Annotated in this window: 9 protein-coding genes and 1 riboswitch; of the genes, 2 read left to right on the top strand and 7 right to left on the bottom strand. The window is 58.9% G+C overall.

Features of this window, described 5'->3' with window-relative positions:
* Window positions 1–4: 4 nt before the first annotated feature.
* From AC1DWF_RS16710 to AC1DWF_RS16700, 3 genes are all read right to left on the bottom strand, one after another.
* A complete protein-coding gene (locus AC1DWF_RS16710; protein WP_476786872.1) occupies window positions 5–265 on the bottom strand; it encodes a hypothetical protein in 261 nt (86 codons plus the stop codon).
* Window positions 256–1,374, bottom strand: a complete 1,119-nt coding sequence (locus tag AC1DWF_RS16705) for a ribonucleotide-diphosphate reductase subunit beta (protein ID WP_476841850.1) — start codon at window positions 1,372–1,374, stop codon at window positions 256–258. Before AC1DWF_RS16705 ends, AC1DWF_RS16710 begins: the two co-directional genes overlap by 10 nt.
* A gap of 199 nt (window positions 1,375–1,573) precedes the next feature.
* Window positions 1,574–4,462: a ribonucleoside-diphosphate reductase subunit alpha gene (locus AC1DWF_RS16700; RefSeq protein WP_476789187.1), complete on the bottom strand. Its 2,889-nt coding sequence runs from the start codon at window positions 4,460–4,462 to the stop codon at window positions 1,574–1,576.
* Between the two features lie 109 nt (window positions 4,463–4,571).
* Window positions 4,572–4,785, bottom strand: a riboswitch (cobalamin riboswitch).
* Between the two features lie 487 nt (window positions 4,786–5,272).
* Here AC1DWF_RS16700 and AC1DWF_RS16695 point away from each other — a divergent pair.
* Together AC1DWF_RS16695 and AC1DWF_RS16690 are read left to right on the top strand one after the other, a co-directional pair.
* On the top strand, window positions 5,273–5,848 hold the full coding sequence (locus tag AC1DWF_RS16695) for a hypothetical protein (RefSeq protein ID WP_476789188.1): 576 nt from the start codon (window positions 5,273–5,275) through the stop codon (window positions 5,846–5,848).
* Window positions 5,849–6,037: 189 nt separating this feature from the next.
* Complete coding sequence (locus AC1DWF_RS16690) at window positions 6,038–6,706, top strand: LuxR C-terminal-related transcriptional regulator (protein ID WP_476841849.1); 669 nt, start codon at window positions 6,038–6,040, stop codon at window positions 6,704–6,706.
* A gap of 200 nt (window positions 6,707–6,906) precedes the next feature.
* Here the strand turns inward: AC1DWF_RS16690 and AC1DWF_RS16685 are convergent, their stop codons facing one another.
* The 4 genes from AC1DWF_RS16685 to AC1DWF_RS16670 form a co-directional block, all read right to left on the bottom strand.
* Window positions 6,907–8,226 (bottom strand): HlyD family type I secretion periplasmic adaptor subunit, encoded by a 1,320-nt coding sequence (locus AC1DWF_RS16685; protein WP_476841848.1) that lies wholly within the window; start codon window positions 8,224–8,226, stop codon window positions 6,907–6,909.
* A gap of 30 nt (window positions 8,227–8,256) precedes the next feature.
* Window positions 8,257–10,125, bottom strand: a complete 1,869-nt coding sequence (locus AC1DWF_RS16680; protein WP_476782914.1) for a calcium-binding protein — start codon at window positions 10,123–10,125, stop codon at window positions 8,257–8,259.
* On the bottom strand, window positions 10,122–11,900 hold the full coding sequence (locus tag AC1DWF_RS16675) for a type I secretion system permease/ATPase (RefSeq protein WP_476841847.1): 1,779 nt from the start codon (window positions 11,898–11,900) through the stop codon (window positions 10,122–10,124). Before AC1DWF_RS16675 ends, AC1DWF_RS16680 begins: the two co-directional genes overlap by 4 nt.
* A gap of 128 nt (window positions 11,901–12,028) precedes the next feature.
* A partial coding sequence (locus AC1DWF_RS16670) for a peroxidase family protein (protein WP_476841846.1) occupies window positions 12,029–16,823 on the bottom strand: 4,795 nt, incomplete at its 5' end.

Genomic DNA, 16,823 nt, shown 5'->3' with positions numbered 1-16,823 from the left:
CGCCTCATGACGCCGTTATCTTGCTGCTGGTGGCATCAGTGTCGAGTTCGTTGATGAGTTCCAGAAACATCTGCTGCAACCGGCGTGGTCCCGAATGGCCTCCGCCAAATTCAGCCAATCGGTTAGCCTGCTGCGATGCCGCTTCGTGAAGATTGCCCCCATCAGGCTGGGCGACCAACCATGCCAGGAACACCTGTTCTGGGTCGGGCAAGCGCGGCTGCAAAGGTGCGTCGTTTCGACGACTTTCCGTCCAGCTCAGTCCCATGCCAGCGCTCCACCGTTCTGGTATTCGATGACGCGGGTCTCGAAGAAGTTCTTTTCCTTCTTCAGGTCCATCGCCTCGGACATCCACGGGAACGGATTCTCGACCTCTGCGAAAACCGGCTGCAGGCCGAGCCGGGCGCAGCGGCGGTTGGCGATGAAGTGCATGTAGGTCTCGCACAAAGCCGCGTTCAGCCCGAGAAATCCACGCGGCATCGTATCGCGGCCATAAGCGGCTTCCAGCTCCGCGGCATCGCGGATCATGCCGCAGATCTCGTCCTGGAACGGCGGCGTCCACAGATGCGGATTTTCGTGCTTGATCTGGTTGATGACGTCTATGCCGAAGTTCAGATGGATCGACTCGTCGCGCAAAATGTACTGGTACTGCTCGGCGATGCCGACCATTTTGTTGCGCCGGCCAAGCGACAGGATCTGGGCGAAGCCGGTGTAAAACCACATGCCCTCGAAGATAACGTAGAAGGCAACGAGATCGCRCAGGAATGCCTGGTCTGCCTCCGGCGTGCCGGTCCGGAAATCCGGGTCGTCGAGATGCTGCGTGTGCTTCAGCGCCCAGGCCGCCTTGTCGGTGATCGACGGCACCTCGCGGTACATGTTGAACAGCTCGCCCTCGTCCAGGCTGAGGCTCTCGACGATGTACTGGAAGGTGTGGGTGTGGACCGCCTCCTCGAAGGCCTGACGCAGCAGATATTGCCGGCATTCGGGGTTGGTCAGGTGGCGGTAGATCGCCAGCACGATGTTGTTGGCAACCAGGCTCTCCGACGCAGCGAAGAAGCCGAGATTGCGCTTGATCATGCGCCGTTCGTCGTCGGTCAGTCCTTCCTTCGACTTCCACAGGGCAATGTCGGCCTGCATCGACACCTCGGTCGGCATCCAGTGATTGTTGCAGCCGGCGAGATACTTCTCCCATGCCCAGCGGTATTTGAGCGGCAGAAGCTGGTTCACGTCGGCACGGGCATTGGTCATGCGCTTGTCGTCGACGCGGACGCGACCGCCGCCACGTTCGATGACACCGAGACCGGTGGCATCGGCAAGCGGAACGTCTGCAAGTGGCGGGACGATGGGTGTAAATTTCGGTTCGGACCAGTCGAGCATTTTTTGTTTTCCTTGATTTGTTCTGCGCCCTCGACGCTGTCCCTCACCTGCCTGCCGGCATCCTCTCCCCGTTTAGTAACGGGGAGAGGATGGCTGGCCGCGAGGTTGCCGCTTCCTCCTTCTCCCCGTCACTAAACGGGGAGAAGGTCCCGGCAGAGGGATGAGGGTCAGCGCCTGCGTTGACGGCTTTCGCTGATGTCTACTGGCAGGCTTCGCATTCGGGATCGTCGATGGCGCAGGCTTTGCCCCATGCCGCGTCGGCGTTAACGATGATCGGCGCCGACGCGGCAACGGCTACAGCGGAGACGGAATTGAGCTTGCCGTCGGTGCCCTTCAGCGTCGACTTCTCGACATGCGAGGCCGAGCGCGAACGCAGGTAATAGGTCGTCTTCAGGCCCTTGCTCCACGCAAGGCGATAGAGCGCGTCGAGCTTCTTGCCGCTCGGATTGGCAATGTAGAGGTTGAGCGACTGGGCCTGATCGATCCATTTCTGCCGTCGCGACGCGGCCTCAATCAGCCAGGCGCTGTCGATCTCGAAAGCGGTGGCGTATAGCGCCTTGAGCTCGTCGGGGATGCGGTCGATCTGACCGACCGAGCCGTCGAAATATTTGAGGTCGGAGACCATGACCTCGTCCCACAGCCCCCTCGCCTTCAAATCATGGACAAGGGCCGCGTTGACCACGGTGAAGTCGCCCGACATGTTCGATTTGACGAACAGGTTCTGGTAGGCTGGCTCGATTGACTGTGCCACGCCGCAGATGTTGGAGATCGTGGCCGTCGGCGCGATCGCCATGGTGTTGGAATTGCGCATCCCGGTCTTCTGGACGCGCTTGCGCAGGCTGTCCCAGTCGAGCGTCGAGGACGCATCCATCTCCACGCCAGGGCGAGCCTCTTCGAGCAGCCGGATGGAATCGATCGGCAAGATACCCTTCGACCACAGCGAACCGTCGAAGCTAGGATAGCGCCCGCGTTCGGCGGCGAGGTCGCAGGACGCCGAAATCGCGTTGTAGGAGATCGCCTCCATGCTGGCGTCGGCAAAGGCCACCGCCGCGTCGGAAGCGTAGGGGATCTTCATCGCCTGCAACGCATCCTGGAAACCCATCAGACCGAGCCCGACCGGACGGTGTTGCAGGTTCGAGCGCCTGGCTTCGGGAATGGTGTAGAAATTGATGTCGATGACGTTGTCGAGCATGCGCATCGCCGTCTTCACCGTGCGGGCAAGCCGGTCGAGGTCGAGCCCCTCGGCTGCGACGTGATTGGCAAGATTGACCGAACCGAGATTGCAGACGGCAACCTCGTCCTTCGACGTGTTGAGCGTGATTTCGGTGCACAGGTTCGACGAATGCACAACACCGACATGGCCCTGCGGCGAGCGGATGTTGCAGGGATCCTTGAACGTGATCCAGGGATGCCCTGTTTCGAACAGCATGGTCAGCATCTTGCGCCACAGGTCGAGCGCCCGGACCTTGCGGAACACCTTGATGGCGCCCGTGGAGGCTGTCGCCTCGTAGCCTTCGTAGGCTGCCTTGAAGGCCTTACCGTAGAGATCGTGCAGATCGGGCGTCTCGTCAGGAGAAAACAGCGTCCACTCGCCGTCGGCCTCGACGCGCTCCATGAACAAGTCCGGCACCCAATTTGCGGTGTTCATGTCGTGGGTGCGGCGACGGTCGTCGCCGGTGTTCTTCCTGAGGTCGAGGAACTCCTCGATGTCGATATGCCAGGTCTCGAGATAGGCGCAGACCGCGCCCTTGCGCTTTCCGCCCTGATTGACGGCGATCGCGGTGTCGTTGGCCACCTTCAAGAACGGCACCACGCCCTGGCTCTCGCCATTGGTGCCCTTTATGTGGGCGCCAAGCCCACGCACCGGGGTCCAGTCGTTACCGAGGCCGCCCGAATATTTGGCGAGCAGCGCATTGTCTTTCACCGCCTTGAAGATGCCGTCGAGATCGTCGGCGACGGTGGTGAGGAAGCAGGAAGACAGCTGCGGCCGCAGCGTGCCGGAATTGAACAACGTCGGCGTCGAGGCCATGAAGTCGAAGGACGACAACAGATCGTAGATTTCGATTGCACGGGCCTCACGATCGATCTCGCGTGCCGCAAGCCCCATGGCGACACGCATGAAAAAGGCTTGAGGAAGCTCGAAACGCTTGCCAGTGGCGTGCAGGAAATAGCGGTCATAGAGTGTCTGCAGCCCGAGATACTGGAATTGCAGGTCACGCTCCGGCTTCAGTGCCGCGCCCAGGCGGACGAGATCGAAGCGGCCAAGTTCGGGATCGATCAGCTCGACCGCGATGCCGGTGGCGATAAAGTCGGCGAAATAGGAGGCATAGCGTTCTGCCATTTCGCCTTGCGTCGCCTGCTCGGACCTGCCGGCGACGAGGCTCAGTGCCTCACGCCGGAGGCGGTCCATCAGCAGCCGGGCGCTGACGAAGGCGTAGTTCGGCTCGGTCTCGACAAGCGTTCGCGCAGCCAGAATCGGCGCCAGCGAAAGCTCGTCGACCGTGATGCCGTCATAAAGATTGCGCTTGGTCTCAGCCAGGATGGTATCCGAAGAGACTGCCTCAAGCCCGTCGCACGCCTCGTCGACGATACGGGCCAGGCGTGTCTCGTCCAGCGGCAACAAGCTGCCGTCATCGGCCTTGACCTGGAGCGTCGGTGCGGCGACCTCGACACATGCCGTTTTGGTGGCAGCCCGTTCGCGCGCCCGCTCCTCGCGGTAGAGCACATAAGCGCGGGCGACCTTGTGATGCTCGGAGCGCATCAACGCCAGCTCGACCTGGTCTTGGATTTCCTCGATGTGGAAGGTGCGGCCGGCGTCTGCCCGTCGCGTGAGCGCGGCAAACACCTGCCCGGCCAGCTCGCCGACGACGTCGTGGACGCGGCGCGAACCGGCCGCCACCGGGCCCTCGGTGGCGAGAAACGCCTTGGTCAGCGCGACCGTGATCTTGGTCGCATCGAACGGTGTCACCGAGCCGTTGCGCCGAATGACCCGGTAGCCAGGTTCGGACGCGGTCTCGAAACCACCCTGGCTGAAAGCTGACTGAATCCTGTCGGTCCCGGTAGTTTGAAGTGTAGTGGTCGCCAACATCATCTTCCCCGATGGTTTGGGGCGAAGGCCTTCAGCGGACGCATGCTGAATCTCGGCCGGCGCAAGCCGGCAGAACGCAAGCGCACCACCGGGACACCCCGCCCGTGGACGTTCAAAATCTATCGCGGCAGGTCTCCTGGCTCGCAGGTCATTGCCGCTGTCTGGCCTTCCCAGCGCTCCATGGCGCCAGTGGCGTTACTCGACAGCAACTCACTGCTTACAGTTGCGGGGGCAGCACCGGCATTGCGAACTCGCTCACCGGCTTCCCTCTTAGCTTCCAAGCCTAAAACAGACTCAGAAGAACCACGACGCCTATATCTAGTATGGATGACGACGCCATTGTCAATTAATGGAGAGAGGAAATTTCAAACCTCTGAAGGCCTCCTCGAATTGTGTAGTGACCGGAGCCACTCGCTAGATCGTTTGAGTGGGGATCTTGAAACCTTGCACGATCAGGGCACGAACAAGCAAACCACCATCGAAGCGATTGCGCTGGCGATAATCAACCCCAGCGACCTGCTGATGCTAGCTGTGGGCGCGAACCCGCGAATCTCGCGTAGGTCACGACGCATAGGCGAAACTGCCGCCACTGGACGACATTGAATGGGTAAATTTTCAGACGCGCTCAGTATCCCGCGCTGCAGACGGCCGATACCAGAGCAAAAAAGTCAGAGTATTGGACATGCGATGGGCGGTCTCGCCCATTCACCTGTACTCATCCGAATGCGGGTATTGAAATGCTCAAAGGGACAGTGAATCCTGCTGGCATTGGGAAGCGCAACTTTGTGGATTCAGCTCGGGACGCAGGGCATGATCGCAACCGACTTCGAAGGCCGGCTCCGACAAGTACTTCCGGACCAATGGGAGACGATAGCGCCACTGGCAGATCAGATCAGAGAAGCTTTCGTCTCCGAGGGGTTCGACGTACCGGATATACCGAACTCAAATTTCGAGACGTTCCAGACAGGGACGGACAGCCCCATTCCGAAACAGCGCACGCACTGGCGCAACATCGTCTATAGTTGGAGTACGCTGTACAAGGCGATCCCAAACATGGTTCTGGCAGGTTCTGCCGTCACGGCCTCTCCATACCTGATCCCAGTTGCAGCTTTGGTCATTTACAACGAGGCGAATAGCCAGGCGCAGAAAACAGTCACCATCGACCAAGGGATAGTAGTGCATGCCCTGTTTGAAGCAGGCCGCCCCTGCACGGCCGAAGAGATTTTGAAGGCTATCGATAATCTCCCTTACAAGCCGCCGACTCCCATAACCGAGCCGAGTATCGAGAAAGTCATAGACGAACTTCTTGCGATGAAGGCCGTGAGCATGCGTGACGGCAAAGTCAGGCTGATCGAGAAAGTCGTAGTGAAGAAGCGACTCGGTTAATCTTCGTCATCGCGAAACATCGGCCATTCCATGACAGGCGCGCCCAGTGACGTTCGAAACTGACGCAATCTACGTAAAGATCACTGACCATCCCTGGGTTGAAATTAACCTTTTGTTAACATCCGCATTGCGCCTGCCTGAGCCGATCAGTATGTTAGAGATTGGGCATGTAGGGGTGGGCGTTGGTTTATGCGTAAGACACGTATCGCTCTGATTTGTGGGCAATCGATTCTACGGGACGGTATGTACTTTGTATTGTCGTCTAAGGATGAATACTCAGTCGTGGCGCAGGCGGCAAACGCTACGGACGCTTTGGAAGTTGTGAAACGGGATAACCCGGACCTCATTGTCGTTGATCTTGGCGATCACGACGGGGACTTTGACACAATCGCATCGATAGCCACTAGAAGTCACGCCAAGGTTGTAGTGTTTAGCCGAATGCCTAGCGCGGAACATGCGATGCGGTCGCTTGATGCGGGGGCGGTTGGATATCTAACATCGTCGAGTACGTCTGCCGAACTTCTCGAAGCAGTTCAGACTGTGGCGGGAGGCGACACCTTCATCAGTCCGTKCATCGCCACTAAGCTCATCGCTTCGCTGCGTACCGCTGCTCTTCGAAAGCTTGCGGCAAAGAAGCTGAAGCTGACAGTCCGTGAGGAACAGATTGTAAGTCTCTTGCACAGGGGCAAAACAAACAGGGAAATTGCGCGGGAACTGGGACTCACCGAAAATACCGTAAAACACTACATGACGGTACTGATGCACAAGGTTGCAGCTCGAAGCAGGCTTGAGGTCGTGCTGGCGCTCAAGGATTTTGACGGCGTATTTCCGCCGTCAGTAGCGCGGTCTATCAACTAGCGATGAATACATGGGGCAGAAAATAACGCCTGTGGAATGCAGCCAGCGCTGTTTTCGGCATCCTGTGCGTCTCGATGCCTGTCTCTCAAGAGATATATTTTGGCGCCTTGGCCTATGAAACCGCCCTCCCCTAGCCGGCACGGTTGGAGCGTGCGCACTCGCGAGCCGCACCTTTTGTGGTAGCTTCGGCCACGAACTGGCTAGCGCTCTCTGAGTGCCCTGTTGAACTGATCACTCAGGGGTTTTGCCAGATACGAGATGGCAGTCCGCGCCTCGGTGGAAACATAGACCTCGACCGGCATTCCAGGACGAAGCGCTTCGTCGCCGAGTTTGGCGAGTTCCGTTGGGTGAATTTGCACATCGCCAAGATAAAATGTCTCGCCTGTGGTGGCATCGCGGGACGTTGCCGGCGAGACGTGGACGACTTCTCCCATCAGTTCCGGTGTTGTCCTCTGGTTGAATGCTGGGAAACGCAGGCGCGCCAGTTGGCCAACTGCCACCTGGTCGATGCTCGCAGGAGTTAACCTGACTTCAATCTTGAGCTCTGCGTCCTGAGGCACCACAGTAACAAGCACTGCGGCAGGGGAGATGACACCGCCGATCGTGTCCACATTCAATTCGTTGATCGTTCCGGAGATCGGTGCGYGAATGTCGGTGCGCGACAAGCGATCTTCGATTGCAGTTTTACGTTCATTCAGCTCAGAAATTCTGGTGTCCACGAGGCTCAGTTCGCGCTGAGCCTCAGTGCTACTGTTTTCGTCGATAGCGATAACCTGCAGGCGAATCTCGCTTATCCGTGTTCTGGCCCGCGCGATCGCGGCATCAATTTCACCGCGCTCCCCACTGAGGCGCGCCTTTTCACGGTCCGCGTTGTAGATGCGCGCGCCCTCGATCACCCTCATATCGACGAGCCCCTTAATCTTGGCATATTCCGTCTCGATCAGGGCAATCTCACTGTCTTTCGAATGCCGCTGAGCTTCGAGGCCCTTTATTTCCTCGCCAACCTGCTCAATGCTCAATTCGAGCTGGTTCTTTTGGCTTTCGCGGTTTGTATGATTGCCGGCAAACAACCGGGCTTCGCCAATTGCGAGGGCGGCCAAGTGCGCTGTTCCAGAACCTTGCTCTTGCGGGAAATCAATTTCGGTGAGCCCATCGCGCTCAGCAAGCAGGCGAGCCTTGCGAACCGCAAGCTCGGTCAGTTGTGCTTGAACAATCGATAACTCAGCCTTGGTCTGCGCGTCCTCAAGTCTGATCAACACTTGACCGGCGCGCACAAAATCTCCCTCCCGGACGGTTATGTCTGAGATGATGCCGCCATCGCGGTGCTGTATCGACTTCAGGTTCTGTTCGACGGTCACTGAACCCTGAGCGATCACGGCACCAGTTAGTTGGGCGGTCGCGGCCCATCCACCGGCCCCACCTACAAGCAAAAAGCCAAGCGCGAACCCGGCGACGACGCGTGGACCGATTMCAAATGCGTTGATTTCGCGCACGTGTTTGCTGTCCCCATTTCTGCTCATGTACTGCTCTCCTTCGGGCGCTGTGCCGCGTCACACATGTTCGACGACGACAAGGACATGGTGTCCTTGAATGTGAACGGTCGTCTCGTAGAAGTTGTCCTTGTTGAAGTCGGCCTCTATGATCGTGCGGTCGATCTCGTCGCTACGATCGTGTCGGTAGCGGATCGCGATGTCGTTATCTTCGACCTCGTCGCCGTAAATATCCTCGAAGCGCTCACCAATCTCATCGAGCACGTGCTCGAAAAGATCGTATTTGGACATTCGGATGCGATCGCCGACCTTGAAATCGAGGATCTCGTGGAAAACGGATGTCTGCTCGGAAGCGGCTTGGTAGTCGGTCGTTTCGCCACCCTTGAATTCGAACGTATTGGCTCCGGCCCCACCGGCTAACGTTACTTGCACCGTCCCGGCGATGAAGTAATCGTTCCCCGTGCCGCCAACGACAACCTCAAAGCCTGAAATCGTGTCGTTGCCAATTTCGACGCCACTGGCAATGCCAGTAACCAGATCGACGTTTATCCCTGAGGATGAATTCGAATAGTCGAGAGTGTCGTGGCCATCGCCTCCATTGAAGTAGTCGTCCTCGCCATCGAGTGCTGCGACCACGATGTCGTTGCCGGAATCGCCACGCAAGGTATCCTGGCCAGTACCGTCGGACAGCACGTCGTCTCCAGCGCCGCCAAGAAGCAGATCGTCACCGCTGCCGCCGCTCAGATAATCGTGTCCTGCATCTCCAAACAGGATATCGTTGCCGTCTTCGCCAAACAGCCGGTCGTTGCCGGCACCGCCCGAGAGGTGGTCGTTTCCAGCACCTCCGAAAATGATGTCGCAACCCACATCGCCAAAAACGGTATCGTCGCCGCTACCGGCCATCACATGGTCGTCGCCACGCCCGCCAAAGATCGTGTCATCACCGGCACGCCCATCAATGTTGTCGTTGCCATCGCCAGCGTCGATGTCGTCCGCGCACATCGTGCCAAGCAGGCTATCGTCGCCATTGCCGCCTTCGACGAAGGATTTGACGACGGAGAAATGGGCGCTCTGGCCCACCGCACGATGCCCATCGCTTATCTCGTATGAAATAGTGACATCGCCAAGCAAATGCGGTGATCCTTGGAACAGCCACCCTCCCTGGGATTGGACGATGGTTCCGGACGAAACGCTCAGATTCCTGACAGTAAGCGCATCGCCGTCGGGATCGACTGCGTTGGCGAGCAAGTCTGAGAGTGCAATCGTCAGGATTGCGCATCCTGACACATCCATCAGGTAAACCGGACCGGTGACGCGAGGAGCCCGGTTTGGGGATTGCGCCTCCTCTTCGTCTTCCTCGCACGCATCGTCGCCCGTCTCATCACAGTCAGTATCCGACGGCTGCTCCGATGGCCCGCCTGGGGCGACAGGCTCGACAACGTCGTGGGCGACCTGAGGTGCCTCCGCCGCTATTTCAGGAGCGACACTCCAGCTGTTGTCATTGGCTGGCCGCGAATAGGGATTGAAACCGTTCCAATTGATGGCTGCCTCTGTCTGCAAAAATCCGAACTCCGGAGAGTTCACGACCATGAAGCGCGCTGGCAAGGCAGGCTGGATGAATCGGCTTGCGGAGCTCACAGGCTCCTCGGCTACAGGAATGCCGTCCTCGGGCAAAGCGTCGAGAGCTTGTTCGTTCGCGGCAATCTCTTGGGTCGCCGGCGCCTTGGCGTCAACTGGCTCTTCTTCGGGAGCGCTGGTGTCGGGGTTTGATGCCAGGCTGGGGAACATCGCCTTCAGGTAAAGTGCAACCGAAACAAGAAAGAGGCCGACCAGCAAGGGAGTCTTGGTCCGGACGTCGTTCTTCAATCGAAATCGCTGTGAAGGATCTGTTTCTTGTTGTGCCTTCTTGCTGCCTTTGACGTCGATCATACCGTCACCTGTGCGCTGATACGGGCGTTTGCCATCCGCTTCGAGGGTTCTTTGGCTGGAGGGGGGGCGTCACGACGCGCGGTAGCGCCGATAATATCAGCCTTGGGCCCAAATGCGGTCATCTTGCCATTCTGGACGACTGCAACCAGATCAACCGCGGCAAGGGCAGAGGGCCTGTGAGCGATAATAATCGCGATACCTCCCCGGCGCTTTATGCCTTCTATCGCTGAGGTCAGGGCTTCCTCACCCTCGCCATCTAGATTTGAATTTGKCTCGTCGAGGACCACTAGGAACGGATTGCCGTACAATGCTCTGGCGAGCCCGATCCGCTGGCGTTGTCCGCCCGAAAGCGAGACGCCAAGAGGGCCCAGCTCGGTGCGATATCCATCCGGCATGCGAACGGTCATCTCGTGGATGCCTGCCGCTCTCGAAGCTTCAACAATCGAGCGCGCCTCGGGAGCGTCATGAAGGCGCGAGATATTTTCTTCGATCGTAGCGTCGAGCAGAGCGACTTCCTGCGGCAAGTAGCCGACGAACTGCCCCAGCCTGTCGTCATCCCACTGCGTCAATTCGGCGTCGTCCAGTCTTACACTTCCGCGCAACACAGGCCAGATGCCGGTCAATGCTCGTACAAGCGTAGTCTTGCCACCTCCGCTTGGACCGATAATACCAAGCGCTTGCCCGCCCTTGAGTTCGAAGGAAACCTCACTGAGTAAAACGCGGCCAGAGCCGGGCGCAGCGACGGTAATGTTTTCGACCTTGAGCGACCCTACGGGGGCGGGGAGCACCATCTGGTCGGCCGATCCAGCCAGCGCCATGGCCGTTTCTTTAAGCCGTCCGAAAGCCGTGCGCGCGGAGACAACGTTCTTCCAGTTGCCGATGGCCAGGTCGATCGGTGCAAGGGCCCGTGCGGATGCGACAGATGCCGCGATGATCGCACCGGCCGAGAGCTCGCCTTGAATGGTCAAGTACGCCCCCATCCCCAGCACGGCCGACTGCAGGATCATACGCAGTACGCGCGACAGCGCTCCGAATGTACCACTGATGTCATTGGTCCGCGTCTGTAGCTCTAGGTGGTCCTCGTTGGCGCGGTCGAAACGAGCGACCGCTCGTCCGGCAAAGCCCATTGCCTTGAGTACATCGGCATTGCGCGCGTTGGAATCGGCGATGGCATTTCGTGCCACCGCGGCCTGGTGGGTCGCGCTGCTCAGCCGCCGGGTCATCAGTTCCGTCAGGATCGTAAGAAGCGTAAGTACACATGCCCCGCCAAGGGTCAGCGCTCCTAGCCACGGATGGAGAATGTAAACGAACACCAGAAACAACGGCATCCATGGCAGGTCGAACAACGCAATCGGTCCTTGGCTTCCAAGGAAACCGCGCACAGTGTCAACGTCGCGGCCTCGTTCCAGCGCCTCGGCGGTGGAAAAGCCAAAACGTGGCATGTCGATGGCAACTTGGTGCGCCATTGGGGCGATCTTTCGGTCCAGTCGCGCCCCGATCCGCACCAGAATCTGCGACCGGATGACGTCGAACATGCCCTGGAAGAAATAAAGCCCGATCGCCAGTGCGGAGATCGCCACCAGTGTTGGAATGCTGCCGCTGGTCAAGGCGCGATCATAGATCTGCAGCATGTAGAAGGCGCCCGTGAGCGCCAGAATGTTGATCACGCCCGACATCGCAAATAGGAATACAAAGATGCTCTTGAAGCCTTTGGTGAGCTTTTCAGCACCTTTGCGCTTGGACGCCGATATCGAACTGTTTGCACGCGTACCCATGTTCCACCCAAACCCCAGGAGCCTGCTGCTTGCTTTGCCTTGAAGCCGGTCTTGCCCGAGAAGCRTTGGCGGGAAGACCGATCTACGAGAACGTGGGGCCGGCTATTGCGGCCCCACATATTGCGACGTCAAAGGTTGAAGTCACTTGCGCTGAGTTCGTGGGAACCTTTGATGCTGAGCTTGAAATCAGCGTCATTGCCACCGCTCGTATTGCCGAGCACAACCGTATATTCTTCACCGTCGCGGATTTCATGGGCAACCATGAGTTCGCCCCTTCCGCTGAACCCATCGGACACCAAGGTGAAGCTCTGTTTGCCAGACGCGCACCAGTTTGCGTCCATCCCGCTTAGGTCAATTTTGTCCCCTGGCTGGAAGCCAACGATCGTGTCGCCATCAGCATGGGCTGCGGAAAGGAAGCGGAACGTGTCGTTTCCGCCGGCACCGCCGTCCAATACATTGACCTCGCTGCTGGCCGTGATTGTATCGCTGCCCCAGCCGCCAACGAAATTCTCGATGCCCCAGATCGTGTCGTTACCGGTTTGGGCGCTTGATACAGAGCCGCGCCCCATGTGGCCGGTGCCGAGATCGGCTGTAATGTTGGCGTTGATCGCCGACATGTCGAGCGTGTCGTTGCCCGTACCGCCGGCCATGTCATCACCGTAGTAGGTGTCGTTGCCGTCGCCGTCTTCTGCAACGATCAGATCGTCGCCGCCGCCGCCGAAGACGGTGTCCTTGCCAGCGCCGCCGTTGATGAAGTCGTTGCCATCGCCGCCAAGAATGCGGTCATCCCCACCATCCCCGTAGAGCATGTCCGCTCCGCCATCGCCGAAGATGTCGTCGCTGCCGCCGCGGCCAAATACGATGTCCCGGCCATCACGGCCTATGATCGTATCGCCCGCTTCGGTGCCGTTCAGGCTATCTGCACCGCTGGTGCCCAACATGGCATTTGAAGGACCGCCATGGGACGGCTGGCTCTCGCCGTCAGACTCGCAGGCATCGTCATCTTCTTCATGATTGCCTTCATCATCCGGATCATCCCCGCCACCGGAACCTGCGACGCGGATCTCAGGCTCTCCTTCAGCCAGGAAGGTGACCGAATGCGTGGCGCTGAAAAGAGTTTTGGTGCCGTTGGCGTTGATGTTGAGTTCATAGTCTGCAGGGTCGGTCCCTGCGGGCAGTTCAATGACATCCTGATCCCGCAGCGCCCCCACGATCGTGTCGTTGCCGCCATTGGATCGGAACACGATGCGATGGGCCGACAAGAGCCCCGTGATGTTGATCGTGTCGTCCCCAGTGTTGCCGTCGATGGTGATCGTGCTGAAGCTAAGGCTCGTGCCAGTGAAATCGCCGACGACCTGGATCGTGTCGCCACCGCTTGCTCCGCCGCCAGCGCCACCAGGCGATGTCACTTGGAGCGAGTTGACGCGGATTTCTTCAATATTATCAAGTTCAGCGATCACGGCGCCGTTGCGCGCTATGACGATCTCTGTCGAACTTGCCAAGGTAAGGCCGCCGATAGCAGCTAGAGCCGCAGCTCTAGAGTAAACTGTGAAAGTCTCCGCCCCTGCCGCACCGTTGACCTGGTAGGTATCGGTGCCAGCGCCACCGTCGACGAAATCGCGTCCGCCGGTGCTACCAGTCTGTGTGATGGTATCATCGCCCTCGCCGGCGTCGATGTAGTCGTCGCCACCGCCACCGTTGATCGTGTCGGCGCCGCCGAGCCCGAAGATCGCCTGCGAGCCGTTGGCGCCATTGATGCCATTGAGATTGCCATTGTTCCCGGCGGTGCCGTTGACCACTGCGTAGCTTACGGTGCCAAATCTCAAGGTCTCCGTCGCAGTGACCGTGTCGACGCCTTCTACGCCGGTAGTGTCGGTTACCGTAAGAGTCCCGCCATTGTTTTGCAGGCTAAAATTGCGGATTGGCCCGGAATAGACGGCCGTATCGTTACCGCCGCCACCGTTCAATGTATCGTTGCCAGCGCCGCCATTGAGTGTATCACTGCCGCCTGCCCCGTTAAGAATGTCATTTCCGCCATTGCCGTTGAGCGTATCGTTTGCTCCGAGACCAAACACTCCGCTCGTCCCGTTGGCAATATCGTCACCCGCTGTTCCGTTGAAGGTGTTGCTTAAGAATGGCACGGCATTCCAGTTGTCACCAACCACTGCAGTTGGCGCTGAGAACAGCTGCTCGGCATTACCAGCGCCATCGGTGAAGCTAACCCGCACGCGCAGAAGGTCGCCGACCTGACCCGCCCCAAGATTGTCAACTGGGGTGAAGCTTGGGCCGGTCGCCAGCGCTATGTTGCTCCAGGTGGCGCCGCCGTCTTCGGAAACCTGCCACTGATAGGCGAAGCCGCCAGCAATGCCGCCATTGGCGTCTGCAATGCTGCTGGTATCGACTGTCAGCGTCTGCCCTTCGGTGGGTGTCATGTCGCTGATGGTCGGGGCGCCTGTGGGTGCAATGTTGATCAGCTGGCCGACGTTGAAGTCTATCGTTCCGCCGTTGCCGTCGGAGAAACGAAGCTTCTCAATGTTGAACAAGCGGTCGGTGCCGTCAGAACGCACCTTGTTTTGGACCGTCTCTTCTGGAATGTCTTCGCCATTCGGATCTTCGCCATCACCCGGATCCTCGAAGCCGGTGTGATCGACAGTGACGCTTCCATCGCTGTTGCGCGTGAAGGTGTAGTTGGTGACCACGTCGGTATAGACGGCAATATCGGTATCTGAATTGTCCAGATCGCCGTCGACGATTTCTCGAACGATCGATAGCTGGCCAGGATTGAGCGTACGGTCGAACATCAATGCATCGAGTGACCGACCGCCGAACTGCGCCGCAGCGCCTGGAACAAGCGCGCCTTCGTTCAGATCGCTTTCGAGATAGACCTGGGTGGTCATACCGTCAGCGGTATAGACGATTCCGTCTTTGACGATGCGGATGCGAACGTTTAGCCAGTTGTCGCCATCGATGATGTCGTTTCCGGCCAACCCCTTGATGACGTCGCTGCCACCGCCACCCAACAATATGTCGGAGGCGTCCGCTGTTTCGACGACAATGGTCTCGGTCTTTCCATTGATGGTGACATTGGTGCGAGCCCGGTGCGCAACAAGTGCATCAAGGCCGCTGATCAACGCGACGTTCTTCTCCAGCAGAGCGTTCGAGTAAGAGTCCAGCGGACTGTCGGGGCCAGGTATGGCGGCAGTGTTTTGGAGTTCGGATCGGGCGTTGGTGGGCGAGGAGCGGCCGGTCAAGGTGTCGTTCCTGTCCCACCCAGAGAGACCTTCAACCAGATCGAAGCGATCGCGCAGAATGAACGCTTCCTGTGTTGCAAATATCGGGATGCCGAGATCGGAGTTGGCGGCATTGCTGTCGCCTTTGTGGATCGCCCAATCGAAGCCGGCCATGCCGTTAGAACGCTGAATACCTTCGTTTTGGAACATAATGTCGTCACCGGACTCGGCGTCGTAGTCGGTGTCGCTGCCGTTTCCGTTCATTACATCATGGCCGATGATGGTCGAATTGAAGAAGAGCTCTGAGTTCTCGCCGGCAAGGGTGTCGAAGCGGCCACCGCCCTCGAGCCAGTCGTCGCCTTCGTTGCCCATAACGAAGTCGCCGCCGTCGCCGCCGCGAACGAAGTCGTTGCCGAGACCGCCCAGCAGGTGTTTCCCATCGGGGCCGCCGATAATGAAATCATTGCCCGAATTGCCGAAGACCAGCGCCAGGCCGGAGCCACCGTGAATGACGTCGTTGCCGCCCTCGCCATGCAAGAAGTCCATGGCGCCAATGTCGGTGCCGGCATTGGTTATGATGTCATCGCCATCGCCGCCATGAACTACGTCGACGCCGTATCCGGCTTCGATAGTGTCGTTGCCCTCGTAGCCCCAGATGGTGTCGTCACCTTCGCCGGCAACAATGATGTCGTCCTCAATGGTGCCGCCCATCACCACGTGATCGCCACCATTGTAGATGAGTACGTCGAGATCACCGTCGCCATCGGTGTCCTTGCGCGCCACTAGCGGGGTCAGGGCCTGGAGGATCGGGTTCGAAAACTCCGGATCGTCACCAATCTGTTTGGATTGATCCATTTCGAGGGTGAAATCAGGCGTCGAGAAGATATCCCCCGGCAACGCCGTCCGACCCTCACCCTCCAGGTCGGTATTGCGCATGATGATCTCGGTCAGCGAGTTGTTTTCCAACTCGTTCAATAGGTTGAGGCCCTGGACGCGCGACAGGTAGTAGAAGCGGTCGGCCTCCTGAAGGTTTTCCATCTGCAGCTCGAAGACGAAGCTGAATGTTGATCCCAGCATGCCGCCGAAATCCATCTTCTTTTCAGCGAGACCGCCGATCCAGAGATCGATGTTATTGAGCCCCGTCTCGGCATTCGCCCAGGCGCCAGTGGAATTGAGAAACGCCTGCCGTTCATTGTCGAACGCAGTCTTTGCCGCGCCCGACAGGCTTGCGTCCCCGAAAACCAGCATCGCTGCGGCTTCGCGCTTGCCCTCGATCGTCGTCTCCGCGTCAACCAGCGKATGCGTGCCATAGGCGGCGATGAAATTGACGATCGAGGCRGGGTTCATCAGGTTCAGGGCGAAATCGACCCAGCTCGTGTAAGGCTTGAGCTGAGAATCCTGTCCCGCCATCTGGAAGAACTGGGCGCGGGCCTCGTTTAGGGTCGGCAAGCCAACGTCGCGGCCACGCGCGATGTTGATCGCCGCAAGGTCGAGCGGGATGCCCACCAATTGGTTGCGCAGAACGTCCGTCACGAATTCGTCAATCTCGTTGCCGCCCTGCCGCGTCATGCCGCGGATGATCGCGCCGGCGGCTGCGTCGTGATCGACAATCACATTGCCGTTGGCATCCACAGCGCCCAGTTCCAGCGGGTTGAGGAACCCTTCGAACAGACTGATGTTATCGAAGCTGTAG

Source organism: Aminobacter sp. P4_D5 (genome assembly GCF_056401815.1).
This window is presented reverse-complemented; position numbering and strand designations above follow the sequence as displayed.